The 16,554-nt window shown below is 42.4% G+C and carries 15 protein-coding genes; 7 read left to right on the forward strand and 8 right to left on the reverse strand.

Annotated features, from left to right (window positions below):
- Positions 1 to 271 precede the first annotated feature (271 nt).
- Both ACEQZT_RS02125 and ACEQZT_RS02130 read left to right on the forward strand, forming a co-directional pair.
- Complete coding sequence (locus ACEQZT_RS02125) at positions 272 to 640, forward strand: response regulator (protein ID WP_370086760.1); 369 nt, start codon at positions 272 to 274, stop codon at positions 638 to 640.
- A gap of 44 nt (positions 641 to 684) precedes the next feature.
- Positions 685 to 1,194 carry a hypothetical protein gene (locus ACEQZT_RS02130; protein WP_370086762.1) on the forward strand — a complete coding sequence of 170 codons (510 nt, stop codon included), beginning with the start codon at positions 685 to 687 and terminating at the stop codon, positions 1,192 to 1,194.
- Here ACEQZT_RS02130 and ACEQZT_RS02135 read toward each other — a convergent pair.
- Positions 1,191 to 1,580: a cytidine deaminase gene (locus ACEQZT_RS02135; RefSeq protein WP_370086764.1), complete on the reverse strand. Its 390-nt coding sequence runs from the start codon at positions 1,578 to 1,580 to the stop codon at positions 1,191 to 1,193. The two genes, ACEQZT_RS02130 and ACEQZT_RS02135, sit on opposite strands and share 4 nt — an antisense overlap.
- Positions 1,581 to 1,673: 93 nt before the next feature.
- Between ACEQZT_RS02135 and ACEQZT_RS02140 the strand changes: the two genes are divergently transcribed.
- Positions 1,674 to 2,165: a nuclear transport factor 2 family protein gene (locus ACEQZT_RS02140; RefSeq protein ID WP_370086766.1), complete on the forward strand. Its 492-nt coding sequence runs from the start codon at positions 1,674 to 1,676 to the stop codon at positions 2,163 to 2,165.
- A 262-nt stretch (positions 2,166 to 2,427) separates the two neighbouring features.
- On the opposite strand, the gene ACEQZT_RS02145 is transcribed toward ACEQZT_RS02140, so the two are convergent.
- The 4 genes from ACEQZT_RS02145 to ACEQZT_RS02160 all read right to left on the reverse strand — a co-directional run bounded on the left by ACEQZT_RS02145 (position 2,428) and on the right by ACEQZT_RS02160 (position 10,309).
- Positions 2,428 to 3,714, reverse strand: a complete 1,287-nt coding sequence (locus tag ACEQZT_RS02145; RefSeq protein WP_370086768.1) for a citrate synthase — start codon at positions 3,712 to 3,714, stop codon at positions 2,428 to 2,430.
- 66 nt (positions 3,715 to 3,780) lie between these two features.
- Positions 3,781 to 4,605, reverse strand: a complete 825-nt coding sequence (locus tag ACEQZT_RS02150; RefSeq protein WP_370086770.1) for a prohibitin family protein — start codon at positions 4,603 to 4,605, stop codon at positions 3,781 to 3,783.
- 57 nt (positions 4,606 to 4,662) lie between these two features.
- Positions 4,663 to 7,023 (reverse strand): penicillin acylase family protein, encoded by a 2,361-nt coding sequence (locus ACEQZT_RS02155; RefSeq protein WP_370086771.1) that lies wholly within the window; start codon positions 7,021 to 7,023, stop codon positions 4,663 to 4,665.
- Positions 7,024 to 7,081: 58 nt separating this feature from the next.
- On the reverse strand, positions 7,082 to 10,309 hold the full coding sequence (locus ACEQZT_RS02160; RefSeq protein ID WP_370086773.1) for a WD40/YVTN/BNR-like repeat-containing protein: 3,228 nt from the start codon (positions 10,307 to 10,309) through the stop codon (positions 7,082 to 7,084).
- Positions 10,310 to 10,445: 136 nt separating this feature from the next.
- Here ACEQZT_RS02160 and ACEQZT_RS02165 point away from each other — a divergent pair, with 136 nt between their 5' ends.
- The gene (locus ACEQZT_RS02165; RefSeq protein ID WP_372530120.1) at positions 10,446 to 10,859 is read left to right on the forward strand and encodes an OmpA family protein; all 414 of its coding nucleotides are present in this window, start codon (positions 10,446 to 10,448) and stop codon (positions 10,857 to 10,859) included.
- 2 nt (positions 10,860 to 10,861) lie between these two features.
- Here ACEQZT_RS02165 and ACEQZT_RS02170 read toward each other — a convergent pair whose 3' ends face one another.
- Positions 10,862 to 11,434: a hypothetical protein gene (locus ACEQZT_RS02170; protein ID WP_370086777.1), complete on the reverse strand. Its 573-nt coding sequence runs from the start codon at positions 11,432 to 11,434 to the stop codon at positions 10,862 to 10,864.
- A gap of 62 nt (positions 11,435 to 11,496) precedes the next feature.
- Here ACEQZT_RS02170 and ACEQZT_RS02175 point away from each other — a divergent pair, with 62 nt between their 5' ends.
- Complete coding sequence (locus ACEQZT_RS02175; RefSeq protein WP_370086779.1) at positions 11,497 to 12,573, forward strand: AI-2E family transporter; 1,077 nt, start codon at positions 11,497 to 11,499, stop codon at positions 12,571 to 12,573.
- Between the two features lie 99 nt (positions 12,574 to 12,672).
- Here the strand turns inward: ACEQZT_RS02175 and ACEQZT_RS02180 are convergent, their stop codons facing one another.
- Both ACEQZT_RS02180 and tyrS read right to left on the reverse strand, forming a co-directional pair.
- On the reverse strand, positions 12,673 to 13,065 hold the full coding sequence (locus ACEQZT_RS02180; RefSeq protein ID WP_370086781.1) for a hypothetical protein: 393 nt from the start codon (positions 13,063 to 13,065) through the stop codon (positions 12,673 to 12,675).
- A 112-nt stretch (positions 13,066 to 13,177) separates the two neighbouring features.
- Complete coding sequence (gene tyrS, locus ACEQZT_RS02185) at positions 13,178 to 14,455, reverse strand: tyrosine--tRNA ligase (protein WP_370086783.1); 1,278 nt, start codon at positions 14,453 to 14,455, stop codon at positions 13,178 to 13,180.
- A gap of 205 nt (positions 14,456 to 14,660) precedes the next feature.
- Here tyrS and rimK point away from each other — a divergent pair, with 205 nt between their 5' ends.
- Together rimK and ACEQZT_RS02195 are read left to right on the forward strand one after the other, a co-directional pair.
- Positions 14,661 to 15,545, forward strand: a complete 885-nt coding sequence (gene rimK, locus ACEQZT_RS02190; RefSeq protein ID WP_370086785.1) for a 30S ribosomal protein S6--L-glutamate ligase — start codon at positions 14,661 to 14,663, stop codon at positions 15,543 to 15,545.
- 160 nt (positions 15,546 to 15,705) lie between these two features.
- A complete protein-coding gene (locus ACEQZT_RS02195; RefSeq protein ID WP_370086787.1) occupies positions 15,706 to 16,551 on the forward strand; it encodes a Ku protein in 846 nt (281 codons plus the stop codon).
- The last annotated feature ends 3 nt before the right edge of the window (positions 16,552 to 16,554 follow it).

The raw sequence follows: 16,554 nt of genomic DNA on the forward strand, positions 1-16,554 counted from the left end.
TGTTTGTTTCAAACTAGGTGAAGCAGACAAAAATATAAGATTCAACTGCAAGTAGACGACTTGAGGGGCATTTTGTTTAGGCTAATTATCCACCATTTTTCCCCAAATCGGTCTAGAATTTTTTTTTATGTAATTATTTAAAAGTTTGATCGAATGATTGTCATGGAATTAAAATGTTCGTTGCATTATTGTAACATAAGCGAAGCAATTATCAGAATGTCTTAACTTTTTGGTAAAAGTCATTTATTTTTAATAGACGAGAGATAACAATATGGATAAACCCACCATTCTATACGTAGACGATGACCAGTTTAACATTACCCTCTTTGAGTTCAACTTCAAGAATGAATTTGAGATTTTGAACGCAACCTCAGGTTCTGAGGCTTTGAAGCTAATCAAAGAGCATAGTGAGATTGCAGCGATTGTCAGTGATGTACGTATGCCAGAAATGGACGGTATTGAGTTTATCACTAGAGTGAAGGAGACTAGAGAAGGGTTACCTTGCTTCCTTCTTACAGGATACGGTGGCGCACAAGAGGTAGTAGACGCCATCGATCAAAACCTGATTGTTGGATACTTCAGTAAGCCGTTTGATAAAGAGAACATCATTACTACGTTAAAATCTACCATTAACGAATAAGTCTCATCACCAATTTTTCACTTCTTATTCTCTAACTTAGCCACATGGACGATTTTAGTTTTTGGTGGTATATCATAGCAGCAGTCATCTATTTCCTCACCAGGGGTAAGAAGAAAAAGGAAGACCCCACCTCTCGTCCGGGATCAGAAAATAATCCTCCCCCAAGCCAGCCAAAGTCATTTGAAGATTTATTAAGAGAAATAACAGAAGGGAGACCTACAGATGAGCCCACCTATAAACAGGAGCCTGTAGAGATAATCAAGGAGGATAATAAGGAAGAAGAAATAGAGAAACGAAGGTTTGAAGGGGAGCGAAGAGCCTTTGCTGATGAGGAGAGCAGGAGAGTGTACGAAGAGTCAATTAAGATGGCGGAGGGTGCGGATATTGAATTTGAGCGCGATGAGCACTTCCAACAGCCACGAGTTTTAAAGGGAATCCATAGAAGCACAGAGGAAGAAGAGTGGTCCATTGCTGACGAGATCAGGGATGGATTGAATTCATCCGAAGCTAAGAAGGCTGTGATCTATAGTGAGATCCTCACTCGGAAGTATTAATCATTTTTTAGTTTAAAAGCATTGGCCAGCAATTCGCTCATTTTGTGATGTGTGCTTTGCTCGGAATCACAAAAGCTATAAACGTCTGCATCTCCAAACTCATGAATAACTTGTCGACAGGCACCACATGGAGGTGTGGGTGATGATGTAGGTGTGTAAACCACAATCTTTTCAATCTCTATTTCGCCTTCCACATTGATAGCGTTGGCGATTGCGTTACGTTCTGCACAAACGGTGAGTCCATATGAGGCATTTTCAACGTTGCAACCGGTATATACATTTCCGGATTTTGTAAGTAGCGCAGATCCTACTTTAAAGGCGCTGTATGGAGCATAAGCTCTGGAAGCTGCTTCTTTCGCTTTTGCTTTTAGTTCAGTTTCTGACATTGCTCAATGTTAATGAAATCTTAAATAATATACGTAGGGATTTCAAAGCCTGTGTTTTTTTGTAGTTTACACTTCAAATTTAAAAACCGACCTATGAAATACTATTTATTGATACTTGCGGCAGTCGTAGCAGCCAGTTGTACTACTTCTTCGACTAATGCAGTTGTAATTACGGATGATGATGAGGCAACCCTGCGTGAATTCAAAACTGTATTTTGGCCAAAAGCATATGCTGAGCAGGATACGATGTTACTAAATCAACTCCTTCATGATGATTTTCAAATGATCGATGATAATGGCGATTCATATACTAAGGCTGATGAGATGGAGTATATCTCAAACTATGGACCCAGCTACAATGAGTTTGATTATGAAATCACCCGTTTGGACATCTTTGAAAATGGTACGGCTGTAATCTCAGGAACAGGAACTATGAAAGGTGTTGAAGGTGCCGAAGCATACATTACCAAATACAAATCCAGTAACTCGCTGGTGAAGGTAAACGGAAAATGGAAAGCGATTAGCAGCCACGTAAGTGGGGTAAAAGAAGAACGCTTCCCGATGGCACCTGAAGGTTACGAATAAAAAAACTCTGACATGGCAGTGTCAGAGTTTGCGAGCTAAAATAAGGATTATGAGAAGATCAGAGTGATTAGGTGATAAACCTTCATCGTCCTTTAATAGCGCTACAATATTACGTCTGATCCTTGTAGAAAAGATTCAAATTTCAATCTAATGAATGAGAGGTAGGTTTGAGCGGACGAATGGTAGCATCCATTGAATAAACAAAAAAAGCCCTGATCCGTCAATAGGTGGGTCAGGGCTTTTAAAGTGTGTCATTTTCAGATTATCGCTTGCTCAAATCAACGTAATCTCGTTCGTTTTGCCCGGTGTAAACCTGTCTTGGGCGCCCGATAGGCTCACCCATTTCTCTCATTTCTTTCCACTGAGCTATCCAGCCCGGTAGCCTGCCGAGGGCAAACATCACAGTGAACATGTCGGTAGGGATGCCAAGTGCTCTGTAGATAATGCCTGAGTAGAAGTCTACGTTAGGGTAGAGCTTTCTCTCCACGAAATACTCATCTCTAAGGGCTTCTTCTTCCAGACCTTTCGCAATGTCCAATACGGGATCATGTACGCCTAATTTCTCCAGTACATCATCAGCGGCCTTCTTGATGATTCTTGCTCTCGGGTCGAAGTTTTTATAGACTCTGTGTCCAAAGCCCATCAGTCTGAATGGATCGTCTTTGTCTTTTGCCTTGCCCATCCACTTCTTCGTGTCTCCTCCATCAGCTTTGATGTTTTCAAGCATCTCAATTACCGCCTGATTGGCACCACCGTGAAGGGGTCCCCAAAGAGCATTGATACCAGCAGAGATAGATGCCCATAAGCTTGCCTGACTTGATCCTACAATTCTTACTGTAGATGCAGAGCAGTTTTGCTCGTGATCAGCATGAAGAATCAATAACTTGTCCAGTGCGTTGGCAACAACAGGATCTACTTGGTACTCTTCAGCAGGCAGAGCAAACATCATATTTAGGAAGTTGCCACAGTAATCTTTGCTGTTACTTGGATAAATAACCGGATGACCTACTTTTTTCTTATATGCCCAGGCAGCAAACGTTGGCATCTTAGCCAACAGCCTGATGATACTTAGCTCTGTTTCTTCTTTCGACCTGTTCGGGTCAAGACTGCTAGGGTAGAAGGCCGTCTGAGCAGTGATGAGAGAAGAAAGCACACCCATAGGGTGAGCAGCTGATGGAAACCCATCGAGAATCTTTTTAATGTCCTCATTCACCAGTGTGTGATGAGTGATGTCTCCAGCAAATTTGTCAAGGGTCTGCTTGCTTGGCAGATCACCGTAGATCAAAAGGTAAGCAACTTCAAGGAAGGTTGAATTGTCCGCCAATTGTTCGATAGGGTAGCCTCGGTATCGCAGGATTCCTTTTTCACCGTCAAGGAAGGTAATGGCACTTTCGCATGATCCGGTATTCTTAAAACCACGGTCTAATGTGATAACGCCGGACTGACCTCTAAATGAACTAATATCAATGGCTTTTTCCTGCTCGGTACCTTCTATTACCGGTAGTTCATACGTTTGGCCATCGATGATAATTTGGGCGGTTTTTGACATTGTTTATTTTACTTTGCTGATTTTAAAATTTCCACGAAATTAACGATTTAAACTCGATTTTTCAATCTAATTACCATTGAGAATTAGTGGAAGTCCACCATCTGCTCCGCCTATCACTATTACCTTAGAATTTGGGGAGTTGGCGATATTCATCGTGGCTTCTATTCCACGCATTTTCAATAGCTCATCTGTCAAACTGCTGTTGATGATTTTGTTTGCTGCAGCTTCTCCCTCAGCGGCAATTCGCTTACGCTCAGCTTCACTTTTCTCTCTATCCAATCTAAATTCATAGGCAAGTGCTTCTTGTTCCTGCTTCAGCTTATTTTCAATTGCAGTTTTAATTTGCTCAGGCAATTTGATTGAACGAATCAAAAGGCTTTTCATCTCTACTTCATTACCGGGAGCACCAAGAACTAATCTGGTTTCCTCTTTTATAGCAGATTCTACCTCCGGTCTTTTCGTTGAATAGATTTCTTCGGCAGTGTAGCGCCCCATCACTTGTCTTACGGTAGATCGAGCTTCAGGAATTACTAATCGCTGAATGTAATCTCCTCTGAAATTTTCCTGGATAGTTCCAATAGCATCATACTTTGGATGAAAACGGACTGTTACATCAACACTGATGCTCAACCCGTTCTTGTCCAATACGTCCATTGTTTCTTCAATCTTGCTTTCTGAAACTTCATAAATGTAGATATCATTCCATGGAGCTTTCATGTTCCATCCCGGACCTATGATATTGTCTTTTTCGAGCGTACCGCTGATAGATCTAAATAGTACGGCTCTTTCAGATGCTTCTATTCGATAGAAAATTCGATTGAATGCTGAAAGCAAAACAATGAATGCAATGATCCCTATGATGACAAAGGGTAAATATTTTCTGTTGTCCATGATTGATTAAGGTTGTTCTTTAAAACACAAATGTAACATGTGTTGTGAGTCTCCGGTTCAGTCTTTTGGAATGAGGGTGATTTTATTTTCAGACTTTCTAATCTCCTGATTATTCATAATCATTTTTCTAAACGTTCCATTTGCATACATTTCAGCTTGATCGGCATAGTGAGGGCTGAAGTAATTCCCAGACTGACCCGTAGGGAGGATGCTCCAGCTATTATTTCTAAGATCATTGAAATCCACAATTCTTCTGGTAGATGGACCAAATAGAATGGTTTGTTCAGCTTCTTCATCATAGGTGTAGCCCATGTTATTAAGTACTTCATTAGCGCCTGAAATCGGGAAGTGACCAACGTTTAGGAATGAGAGGATATCGCCCATCGCATGTTTGTGTTTCAGTTTGTGGGCATCACCCCATTTCCATCTCGTGTAGTCATCACCCCATTGTGCGGAGAGCTGAGCGATGGTAGTTTCAAAAGCCTTGCGTATAATATCGCTTCTTGTTTCAGCTTCTTCTGTGTTGATGTCGTCCCACCACCTGGATTTCTCATCCTTAATTAAATGCTCGGTGGCTACTTTATAGGTATGCGTTTTTTTGTAAACAGGCCAGAGTTCATCACCAATTTCATCTTTTTGAGCAGCGAGCAGAATTTCATTCACCCATTTCTGGAAGATTAAAGCTCTAAAGTCATCTCGATCGAAAGTGGCTTGCCATTTGAGAAGTTCGCGAAGCAAATCTCCTCGTTTAGTATTTTTTATAGCCTGGAGTAAAATTCCTTTTATTGCTTCCTGCATCATAGACTTGTCGTCGAGCTGCATGGCCTTTACGTGATCTACTTTTATTTTCACTGCTTCATCAAGTAATTCTGTGATACGCTCTCCACGATCATCCGGAAGGTAGTATCCTGAGTACACTATACCGTTTACAGTATCAGGTTGATTATTAGCACTATGTACATAACCCCACGGTGGGTTGATCGCATGTGGGTTTTTATCGAATGAATAGGTGCTGTCAGGATCGTCGAGACCTGAAGATCCATCGTAAAAGGTTTTACTGGTTCGTTCATTCCTTCTTTTTATCAATTTTCCGGCGGCCCACCATGCCACATTTCCTTCTGCATCGCCATACATGATGTTCAGGCCAGGGCCATGAATCATAGAAGCTGCTTTTTCAACTTCATCCAAGCCGTTGGCTATTGTGAAACCATATACCCCCTCAATCATGAAATTGGGATGATTTGAAGTAACCCAGTGCATGCTAACTACATCCTGTAGTGGTTTTTCTTGTATGATGTCAGAGACGATAGGCCCATGGACTGTCTTTCGTATAGTGAAGTTGACCGACTCTTCGTCCTTGACTTTGATCTCTTCAATAACCGCCTCAATGTCTTTCCATTCTCCGCGGTGCATATACTTCATGGAATCTTCCGGGTGGATTTCTTCTACATAAAAATCCATATCATCATTTTCAAACATGGTCAACCCTGTGGCCAGTTTCTCATTATGAAAGAGTAGGGGGAAGGGTGCTCCGGCAATGTGATAGCCGTAGTACTCATTGTCCGGCATGATCAGGTGAGACTCGTACCAAACTGATGGCTGAGAGAATGCTATATGTGGGTCATTAGCCAGAATCACCTTCCCGCTTTCCGTTTTTTCTCCTGACAATACCCAGCTATTGCTCCCAATGAATTCAGGGATTTTGAGGTGGTCTAGTATCTGAGCTGTCTGCAAAGCATGCTTACTATATCGGTCATCGAATGATCGGAGCACTGACTCTCCGGGGTAGTGATAAATATTAAGGTCCTTTAAATAGCTGGAATCTAGTTTGGCTGACAGCTCAGTCAAAACAGGATCAGTGATATGAGCATTGGAAAAACTGAATGACATGTAGGTCAGTGTCTCAAATACATTCTTGATTTCGAACGGTTCGATATCCAAACCCAGGATGGTGTACTCAAGCGGTTTGGGATTACTTTCTATGTATTGATTAATGCCTTCAATATAAGCTTCAACTAATGGCAAGCTTTCGTGATTTCGTTGGATGTATAGCTGAGCGGACTGTTTAGCGTACTCACTCAATCCCATGGTTCTGAGAAAGATATCTGCTTGGACCATATCAGCTCCAAACAATTCAGACAATCGACCACTGCCCACATGTCTCAATAAATCCATTTGCCAAAGCCTTTCCATGGCGTGGATGTACCCCAGTGAACGGTAGGCATCTTCACTACTCACAGCATAAATATGTGGGATGCCAAACTCAGTAAAATAGACTTCAGTTGGTTGATTGAGTCCCAGAACTTGTATTTCGCCTTTGTAGGAAGGGGTGAGGTTACTTTTCAGGTAAAAGAAATAAGCTGCTATTCCTGCTATGATTAGCAAAAAGATAACAGCCAAAATTTTAATGATCTTCATTAGATTGATTTTGAAGTAAAATAAAAAAAGCCGCTTCAAATTGAAGCGGCTTTTCATGTTACTCTTTTATTTCCTCATAATCCTTGAAAGGAGAGGTGTCAAGGGTTTCAACGGCTGACCTGAACTCAGGCCATTTTTCGTTGTAATACCCATTGACCATGTCCATGGCTTCTTTCAAGTCATCTTCAAACTTCTTGATGAGCTTATTCTCGGTATCACCTGGAGCATGAAGCGCATTGGACGTGTATCTCGAAGCAGCAAAGTACGAGTTATTTACACTGTTTGGCGTACCTCGTGTGATACCTTGCCTGTCATCTTCCTCGCCTAAGAATACATCCAACATAGCATTAAGCGTATCAATCGTGCTTTTACACAGTTCCAATTGCTCTTTGTAGCCTTCCTTGTCTTTCTTTTTCAAAGCACCCTGGATATCCTTGGCAATATCAAGACTTTCCTTTAATCGATCTACTGCCTTTACACCCATTGCGTACTTAGCCTCCAGGTCTTTCAATGTATTGTATTGTGCTCGGATAGCTGCATCAGACAATTCAATTCTTGGATCATACTTTACCTCAATATTGGTTGAATCTTTCTGATCACCCAAAGTGAATCGAACCTTGTACGATCCCGGCAGCACAGTAACTCCGCCAGGCTCGCGGTTTCCTCTTCGGTCTCTTCTGCTCATACGATCCGTTCCTTTCTCGTCCATGTACCAGAAGGTTCTGTGAATTCCATTTTTATCTGGAGCCTTTGATTTTAGTGTTCGGATCACCTCATCACCTTTGATGATTTCGATGGTCAACGAGTCATATGACACTTTCTCTTCTTTCTTCTCTTCTTCAGGCTCTTCAGTATTCTTTCGTTTTTTACCTTTCTTGTCCTCGCTTGCCTCGTCCTTTTTCTTTTCTTCAGGTCGATTTATTGAGTATGAAAGCATGGCGCCATACGGTCTGTTTTCTCCATTGTAAAGTGCATCTCCTCCAAATCGTGAGCCCTTTGGCTGCTGATTGGAAGCTACATATGCTACAGGAGGGTCATATACATTAAGTATTTTACTCAGAGTAGAAGAACCATTTTTGGCAATCTCTCTCAACGGACGAATATCATCCAATACCCAGATAGCTCGCCCAAATGTTCCAATCACCAAATCATGCTCCGTCGGGTGGATCACCAAATCATAAGCATTGGTAGTAGGGAAGGTTTCCGAATCCCATTTTGTCCAGTTGGCTCCAGCATCTATTGATACATAAAGCCCATCATCAGTTCCAAGGAAAAGAAGTCTGGATTCTTCCGGATCTTCAACGATAGAAAGGGTGTAGCTCACTACGTCATTTCCGTCTACAATACGCTCCCATGTTTGACCGTAATCCCTGGTTCTGTAAGCATAAGGTGTATAGTTGAACCTTCTGTAATCGTTTGCTACCAAAAGTGCTTCACCCTGGTTTTTATTGGAAGCTTTGATCTGAGTAATCCAGGTACCTTTTGGTAGGCCGGGCAGGTTGCCACCTACATTGGTCCAGCTTTCACCACCATTCCTTGAGATTTGCACATTTCCATCGTCAGTTCCAACCCATAGAAGGTCTGAGTTAAGTGGTGATGGCTCTATAACAATCACTGTGCAATAGTTTTCAGCACCTGTTGCATCCATCGTCAGTCCGCCGCTTTCACCTTGTTTTTGTTTTTCAGGATCATTGGTAGTCAGGTCGGGAGAAATGATTTCCCAGTTCTGACCACCATCCGTACTTTTATGTACAAACTGGCTTCCGAAGTAAACAGTTGATGGATCTTGCGGATCACGAGCCATCCCAACGTTCCAGTTGAAGCGAAGCTCAACATCTCCCTCAGGATAGGTAGGGCGAACAGTCTCGTTGTATCCTGTTTTACGATCATAGATCGAAGCATATCCTTGCTGAGAAGTAGAGATTCCGTATCTGCTATCTCGAGGATCAGGAAGCACATCGAAACCATCTCCGAAGGAAATCTCCTGCCAGTAATGATTTCGGATACCTTGTGCTTTCCAGACATATGCAGGTCCGGCCCAGGAGCCATTGTCCTGCATTCCTCCATATACATTATAAGGAGTCTCATTGTCTACATTGATATGATAGAACTGACCAACAGGAAGGTTCTCTACAAATCGCCAGGTTTTACCTCGATCACGCGTGATATTAAGTCCACCATCGTTTCCGTCCATCATGAAGTCTGGGTTAGTAGGATGGATATACCAGGCGTGGTGATCAGGGTGAACACCGTTATCCACACCGTAAGCTCCCATAAGCTGAGAAAAGGATTTACCCCCATCAACAGAGACGTTTACATAAGTGAATATGCTGTACACTCTGTTTTCGTTTATTGGATCTACATAAATTTCAAAGTAGTAGAAGGGACGGTTCCCAATATCACTATTGTCGTTGATTTTATTCCACTTGAAGCCTCCATCATCAGATCGGTAAAGCGCGTTCTTTTTTGACTCAACAAGTGCGTATACCACTTTTGGTTGAGATGGCGCTATCGCTAAACCAATTCGGCCAAGCTCACCTTTTGGTAGCCCGTCTTCATCGGTTCTTTTTTCCCATGTTTCACCACCATCAAAAGTTACATACAGTCCTGAGCCAGGACCTCCGGATTTGAAGAACCACGGATCTCTTTTGTGCTCCCACATCGCGGCGATCAGCTTGTTTGGATTGGTTGGGTCCATGATCAACTCTGCTGCGCCCGATCTGATGTTGGTGAACAGGATTCGATTCCAGTTTTTACCACCATCGGTGGTTTTGTAAACGCCACGCTCTTCGTGCTCTCCCCATGGAGATCCGATTGCAGCCACATATACAGTATTTGGATCATCCGGGTGAATGATTACTCTGTGAATATGACGGGTCTTTTCTAATCCCATCTTCTTCCAGGTTTTCCCTCCATCAAGTGTTCGATAAATTCCATCTCCACCGTTTAGCGAGTTTCTTGGGTTGCCTTCTCCGGTACCCACCCAAACCACAGAAGGGTTGGATTGCTGGATTGCCACCGCACCAATAGAGGCTGTTGTTTGGTCATTGAAAATGGGTTCCCAGTCAATCCCTCCACTGGTTGATTTCCAAACTCCACCGGATGCCGAGCCAACATACATTACATCAGGATCATCCGTCACCACATCTATAGCTGTGATTCTGCCTGACATTCCCGCTGGTCCAATGCTGCGTGGCGCCATGTTTTTGAATGCCTCCATGTCCAGCTTTTGCGCGAATGCTACTGAGCTGATTGTGAGAAGCAACGTGAGTAATTTGTTCTTCATATCTATTAGGTTTCAATTATTTAGAGTTTGGTAATTTAAAAACTATAGAAGAGACTAGGTAAACGAATCTTGATGAATGGTTGAATCAAAAGATGGACGCCCGAAACCGGAAGGATAGATCATCGTTAATTTAGTGGTGCGTCTCCTAACGTTCATATTGCTAGCCTCTCTGACCTCCTTTGTGAAAGGGCAGGATCAACCACAAGCCTACATTTTAAAAAGCATCTATTTTGGGGGAGGGAGCTACGCCATTGATGAATATCAGTTTGACGAACTGAAGCATTTAGTAGATTCCGTAAAGGATATTAGGGATTACACGATTACCATCCACAGTCATACAGATAATATTGGCGGTGCGGCATACAATGAATGGCTGTCACAAATGCGTGGAGATGCTGTGATTGAAAGACTCCTTTTTCTGGATTTTAAATCCAATCAGATTGAAAAGCGAGATTTCGGACAGTTCAATCCGGTTTATGATAACAACACATGGGAGGGAAGAAGACGAAACCGAAGGGTCGATATCATCTTCTGGCCAGTTGTGATGTGATTTTAGTTCTTCGGAGGATTGATCATGATATGCGCCCTGTGTGTACCCGGATCCATGATCCATGGAGCACCCGGTGCAGGTGGACTCAATGGCATGCCGGTACTTTCTTCAGTGGCATATGGAATGTAGATCACATACCTGGTATAAAGATTATCAATCTCACCTGTCTCTTCGTTCGGGTCACCTGTAGTCACATACAGTGTTGCTTTGTCTGGCATAGTTAACGTACCGGCTTTTACTTCCTCTTCACGTTTGTCGAATACGGCTTTTGCATCCAATCCTTCAGCTTTCAACTGTCTGCCTCGTGTCATAAATGGCTCCAGGCTTTTATGATAGGCTGCTACACTGAATCCGTCACGAGTAGGGTCATCTGCAATGCATACAAAGTCATTTGTGCCTTCCCTCAGCGTTACAAGCTCACCATCTTTGTCATACCCGAGAATGGTTGCAGCTTCTCGTTGATGCTCAGGAGCAGCCAGTACTGCCGTTTTTATCTGGTAATCTTTGTTAGGTATTTCCTGACCTGTGCAGCTAAGAAGCAACAATAGAAGGATGGGAGATGTTAAGTTTTTCATGATCTTGATTTTGGGCTTATTAAAGTTAATCGTTTCCTGAGTAAATCAACTATTTTGCAGACATGAGTTCACAAACCGACATGGAGCGATCGTTACGGCATATTAAAATTATCCTCATGATATTTCTGGGTATAGCTACGCTGTACCTGATGAGGGAGTTGTCCAACCTGCTTGTGCCTTTGTTTTTTGCACTGTTTTTTGCCGTACTATTTCAGCCGGTGGTGCAGTTTCTTCAGCGGTTTTTCTCTGTAAACCTGAGTATTGGGATCACGACACTATTCACTATGACCATCTTTTTCTTCATTGGTGTGGGGATTTTCAATGTGATACAGGCACTCATAGAGAATGGTGACACAATCCTCAATAGTATTTCTACCGATTTGCGTCCTTTCATCAATGACTACACGGTCTATTTTGGTGTGACCTTCAAAGAGGGTGAGCTCAGGGATTTGGTGGTGGAGATGCTGCAGACGGGGCAGTTCTGGTCTGCCTCCGGCTCCTTTATCAATGGTCTGAGCGGGATGGCTGCCGAACTGCTTATGACCATCTTGTATTTCGCTGGGTTATTAGGGGCGATTACGCAATACGATCAGACAATTAGCTACCTGATTGGGAGCTCTAGCAGGGATAAGGAAAAGTCACTGCAGGTTTTTCATCGCATCAAAAATTCGGTGGGGTCATATATCAAAGTAAAAACACTAGTGAGTTTATTGACCGGCGTAGGAGTGGGGCTTGTGTGTTTGTTCTTTGGAATCGACTATGCACTGCTATGGGGATTCCTGGCGTTTGTGCTAAACTACATTCCCTACATCGGTTCCCTCATTGCTATCATTCCGCCGCTTGTTTTGGGCATCATCGATTCCAGCTCCGTATCTCAGGTTTTGATGATTTTTGTATGTCTGGAGGGAGTGCAGCTGATCATGGGCAACATCATCGAACCGAAGCTCATGGGAGATTCCTTCTCCATGAATACCGTCTCTGTCTTGTTCGGGTTTGTATTCTGGGCCTTTCTCTGGGGAACTGCTGGGATGCTTCTGGCTGTTCCGCTAACCTTCCTTTTCAAGGTGATCCTTGAGAACATGTCCGATGCAGGCGTGCTGGTACGATTGATGGAAAAGAAACAGCTGGTGAAGAAGTGATCATTGAAGGCATTGCAAATGCCATTTAATTAATCCTCGTTGCAACCTTAGATTGGTGACATTGAATTATTCAGTGAACTTGTAGATAGTTGAGGAGACTTATGAGCCTATGTTACTCATTCTTCCTTTTACCTTGTGCTTATTGAAAGTGAGGTTCTTACCTGAATTATTTTTCTTCACCATAACCATTGAAATCAATGTTGAAATCAATGAAATAATGAATCCTCCTTCGATACCAATTAAGAAAAAGCCAAGAATAAAAGTTGTCACCAAAACAATTATAAAAACTGCTATTCTATTTTTTACAATTTCTCCAAAACTGTAGTCAACAGCTTTAATGTCATCGACTTCATATGTATCAGTCTCATTGCAGGAAGTACATTTCATTTCAAATTCTTCACCATACTTCTGGACAATGTTAATTCGTGTAGAAGCCTTATTGGGGCTGTCATTTTCGGCTCTACATTTTTTACACTTTACAATTAGCTTCATTACTGTTATTTCGTTATAATAATTCTGTAACTATTAAATATTCCCTTCCTGCAAGAGATCTACCTTCCAAATAACGCAAAGTGAACGCTTATTTCCAACTAAGCGAGACTGCTCAGACTACTTTTATCAAATAGTAGTTCTTCTTGCCTCGCTGGGCCAGAAGGTACTTATTCTGAAGTAAGCTGTAGTTCACTTCCTGATCAGGTGCTTCTACTTTTGTTTTGTTGATGCTCACACCACCACCTTGTATCATCTTTCTGGCTTCTCCTTTTGATTTGAAGATGATGTTTTGTGTGGTGTCGCTTAGGAAGGTCGTCACATCGTTTCCTGCAACATCACTTTTGCTGACCTCCGTTTGTGGCACTCCTTCAAAAACCTGAAGTAGTGTCTTTTCATCCAGGCTTTCCAGGTCTTCAGTGGTTGATTTTCCAAACAAAATGGAGCTGGCTTTTATGGCTGTTTCCAGGTCTTGCTTGCTATGCACTCGCTCGGTCAGTTCTTCCGCCAGTGTTTTTTGAAGCAATCGCTGGTGAGGGGCTTCTTTGTGTTCAGCGATCAATGCCTCGATCTCTTCTCTCTCTTTCAAACTGAAAATCTTGATATATTTTTCTACATCTTCGTCAGACGAGTTGATCCAGTATTGGTAAAATTTGTAAGGAGAAGTTTTCTCTGGATCCAGCCAGATATTGCCACCTTCAGACTTCCCAAATTTAGAGCCATCAGCCTTCGTGATAAGGGGAGTGGTCATGGCAAAAGCTGTACCTTGTTCCTTACGTCTGATCAGCTCCGTACCCGTAACAATGTTGCCCCACTGATCTGAGCCTCCAAGCTGCAATTTGGCGTTCTTATGCTTCCACAAGTAGTAGAAATCATACCCCTGAACCAGCTGGTAAGAGAATTCGGTAAAGGACAGCCCTGTCTCCAGCCTAGACTTCACCGAGTCTTTAGCCATCATGTAATTCACGGTGATGTGCTTACCTACGTCTCTGATAAATTCCAGGAAGTTGAACTCCTTAAACCAATCATAATTATTGACTACTTCAGCAGCATTTTCCCCCTCGAAAGAAAGGAAGCTTTCAAGTTGTTTTTTAACACACGAAAGATTGTGATTGAGTGTCTCTTCATCAAGCAGGTTTCGCTCCGCAGATTTTCCGGAAGGATCTCCCACCATGCCTGTGGCACCTCCCACCAGCGCCAATGGTTTATGCCCGCATTTTTGAAAATGCACGAGCGTCATAATCTGAACCATGTTTCCGATATGTAAAGAATCTGCCGTAGGATCAAATCCAATGTAGGCTGCAGTCATGCCTTTATTTAGCTCCTCCTGAGTTCCTGGCATGATGTCATGCACCATTCCTCGCCACTTCAATTCTTCTACAAAATCCTTCATTGTGTTCAGTTAAAAATGAGCTGGCAAAAATAGGAGGGTTATCTGTTCAGGTCAACTAAATCATGCATATAAATCAGAAAGTAAATCCTAATGGTAAATTATTTAATTAACTTCCAATACACACTCAACATTTGTGGCTCATCCTATATTTGTTGCCTAAAATAATTCGTCCATAAATTGGACTTTAAACTATAGCAAAAAAGAAATGCGAATTGCGGTATTATCCCGAAATCCAAAGTTGTATTCCACCAAAAGGTTGGTAGAAGCGGGTGAGGCTAAGGGCCATGAAATGATGGTAATTGATCACACCAGGTGCAACATAGAAATCGAAAAAAAGAAACCGAAAATCTATTATAAGGGTGAAAAAATTACAAATGTTCATGCTATAATACCTCGGATAGGTGCTTCTGTTACATTCTTTGGAACGGCGGTAGTACGCCAATTTGAAATGATGAATGTTTTTTCTACCACCGAATCGGTAGCGCTTGTGAGATCACGAGATAAATTAAGGAGCTTGCAGATTTTATCTCGTGCCGGATTGGGGCTTCCTAAAACTGTTTTCACCAACTACTCGAAAGATGTTGAAACGCCTATAAACGCTGTAGGTGGAGCACCTTGTGTGATCAAGTTGCTTGAGGGAACACAGGGCCTTGGGGTAGTCTTGGCAGAAACAAAGAAAGCTGCAGAGTCAGTTCTGGAGGCCTTCAATGGATTGCAGGCACGTGTGATTGTTCAGGAGTTTATCAAAGAGGCTGGAGGAGCGGATATTAGGGTATTTGTAATTGGAGATAGGATAGTAGGTGCTATGAAGCGACAAGGGAAGGAAGGGGAATTTAGGTCAAACCTACATCGTGGGGGATCAGCAGAAATTATTGAATTGACAGATGCTGAAGAACGTGCAGCTCTTAAAGCTGCCAAAGCGATGGGACTGGGGGTTGCAGGGGTGGATATGCTGCAGTCTTCGAGAGGTCCGTTGATATTGGAAGTCAATTCATCACCCGGACTTGAGGGCATTGAAGCCGCAACTGAGAAAAACATCGCAGGAGAAATCATCAAATACATCGAGCGAAATGCCGATTATGATGATTGATTAAGTTGCAGGTTTTCAGACGTTTATGCAACATGCTATAGCAGGTGAATTTATTGTTTTGAGTATTATAAAAAATTAATAATCAATTAGTTAAGTATATTTACTTTGATTAATAATTAAAGATTTTTAATTTTCTGCCTAATTCAGTAAATTCATACTCATGCGGGCAATCTGGAAAGGACATATTCGATTTTCAATGGTCACCATTCCGATCAGGATTTATAATGCCATTGATACTGCTCAAAAGGTTCAGTTTAACCTGCTATCGAAAGAAACCAACAATCCGGTTAAATACGAAAAGCGAGACAAGGTGACTGGAGATGTTCTTCGTCAGGAGGATATCGTAAAGGGATTTCAGTATGAGCCAGGTCAGTTTGTGATCGTGGAGCCCGACGATTTTGAGAAAATAAAGCTTAAAAGCACCAAGGTTATCGAGATTGAGGGATTTGTGGATGCCGATGAAGTGCATGAGACACTGTACGATTCTCCATATTTTGCCGGACCCGATGGTGATGTGGCAAGTAAGACATATGCATTGCTTAGTCAGGCACTTCGCGAGTCAGGCAAGGTAGGAGTTGGCAAGGTTGTGCTTCGGGATCGTGAGAGTGTTGTTTTACTCACACCGCATGATAGGGGCATTATGATTTATAAGCTCAGGTACCCCAACGAAGTGCGTAGTATCAAAGATGTCCCCAATGTCAGAATTGAGGAAGATGCTGATGAAGAGCAATTGAAGCTGGCGAATATGCTCATCAAGTCTATGACTAAGAAATTCAAAAAAATAGAGCTGGAAGATAAGTACAATGATGCCCTTCGTGAGATGATAGACAGTAAGATTAAGGGTAACGAGATTGTATCCTACGTTGAAGAAGAGCCGGAGGTGGTTGATATCATGACGGCCCTGAAAGCCAGCATTGATCAAGCTAAGCAGGCTAAGAAGCCAATGAAGAAGGCAGATAAGAAAGATAAGGACGAAGAAAAAGAAGTCAAGCGAAAAGCCAGTTAAACC

The organism is Ekhidna sp., from assembly GCF_964218185.1.
Lineage (GTDB): Bacteria > Bacteroidota > Bacteroidia > Cytophagales > Cyclobacteriaceae > Ekhidna.

Bases quoted from the DNA above. Each gene is read 5' to 3' on its own strand.
- ACEQZT_RS02125 (WP_370086760.1), top strand. From the start codon at position 272: ATGGATAAACCCACCATTCTATACGTAGACGATGACCAGTTTAACATT.
- ACEQZT_RS02130 (WP_370086762.1), top strand. From the start codon at position 685: ATGGACGATTTTAGTTTTTGGTGGTATATCATAGCAGCAGTCATCTAT.
- ACEQZT_RS02135 (WP_370086764.1), bottom strand. From the start codon at position 1,580: ATGTCAGAAACTGAACTAAAAGCAAAAGCGAAAGAAGCAGCTTCCAGA.
- ACEQZT_RS02140 (WP_370086766.1), top strand. From the start codon at position 1,674: ATGAAATACTATTTATTGATACTTGCGGCAGTCGTAGCAGCCAGTTGT.
- ACEQZT_RS02145 (WP_370086768.1), bottom strand. From the start codon at position 3,714: ATGTCAAAAACCGCCCAAATTATCATCGATGGCCAAACGTATGAACTA.
- ACEQZT_RS02150 (WP_370086770.1), bottom strand. From the start codon at position 4,605: ATGGACAACAGAAAATATTTACCCTTTGTCATCATAGGGATCATTGCA.
- ACEQZT_RS02155 (WP_370086771.1), bottom strand. From the start codon at position 7,023: ATGAAGATCATTAAAATTTTGGCTGTTATCTTTTTGCTAATCATAGCA.
- ACEQZT_RS02160 (WP_370086773.1), bottom strand. From the start codon at position 10,309: ATGAAGAACAAATTACTCACGTTGCTTCTCACAATCAGCTCAGTAGCA.
- ACEQZT_RS02170 (WP_370086777.1), bottom strand. From the start codon at position 11,434: ATGAAAAACTTAACATCTCCCATCCTTCTATTGTTGCTTCTTAGCTGC.
- ACEQZT_RS02175 (WP_370086779.1), top strand. From the start codon at position 11,497: ATGAGTTCACAAACCGACATGGAGCGATCGTTACGGCATATTAAAATT.
- ACEQZT_RS02180 (WP_370086781.1), bottom strand. From the start codon at position 13,065: ATGAAGCTAATTGTAAAGTGTAAAAAATGTAGAGCCGAAAATGACAGC.
- tyrS (WP_370086783.1), bottom strand. From the start codon at position 14,455: ATGAAGGATTTTGTAGAAGAATTGAAGTGGCGAGGAATGGTGCATGAC.
- rimK (WP_370086785.1), top strand. From the start codon at position 14,661: ATGCGAATTGCGGTATTATCCCGAAATCCAAAGTTGTATTCCACCAAA.
- ACEQZT_RS02195 (WP_370086787.1), top strand. From the start codon at position 15,706: ATGCGGGCAATCTGGAAAGGACATATTCGATTTTCAATGGTCACCATT.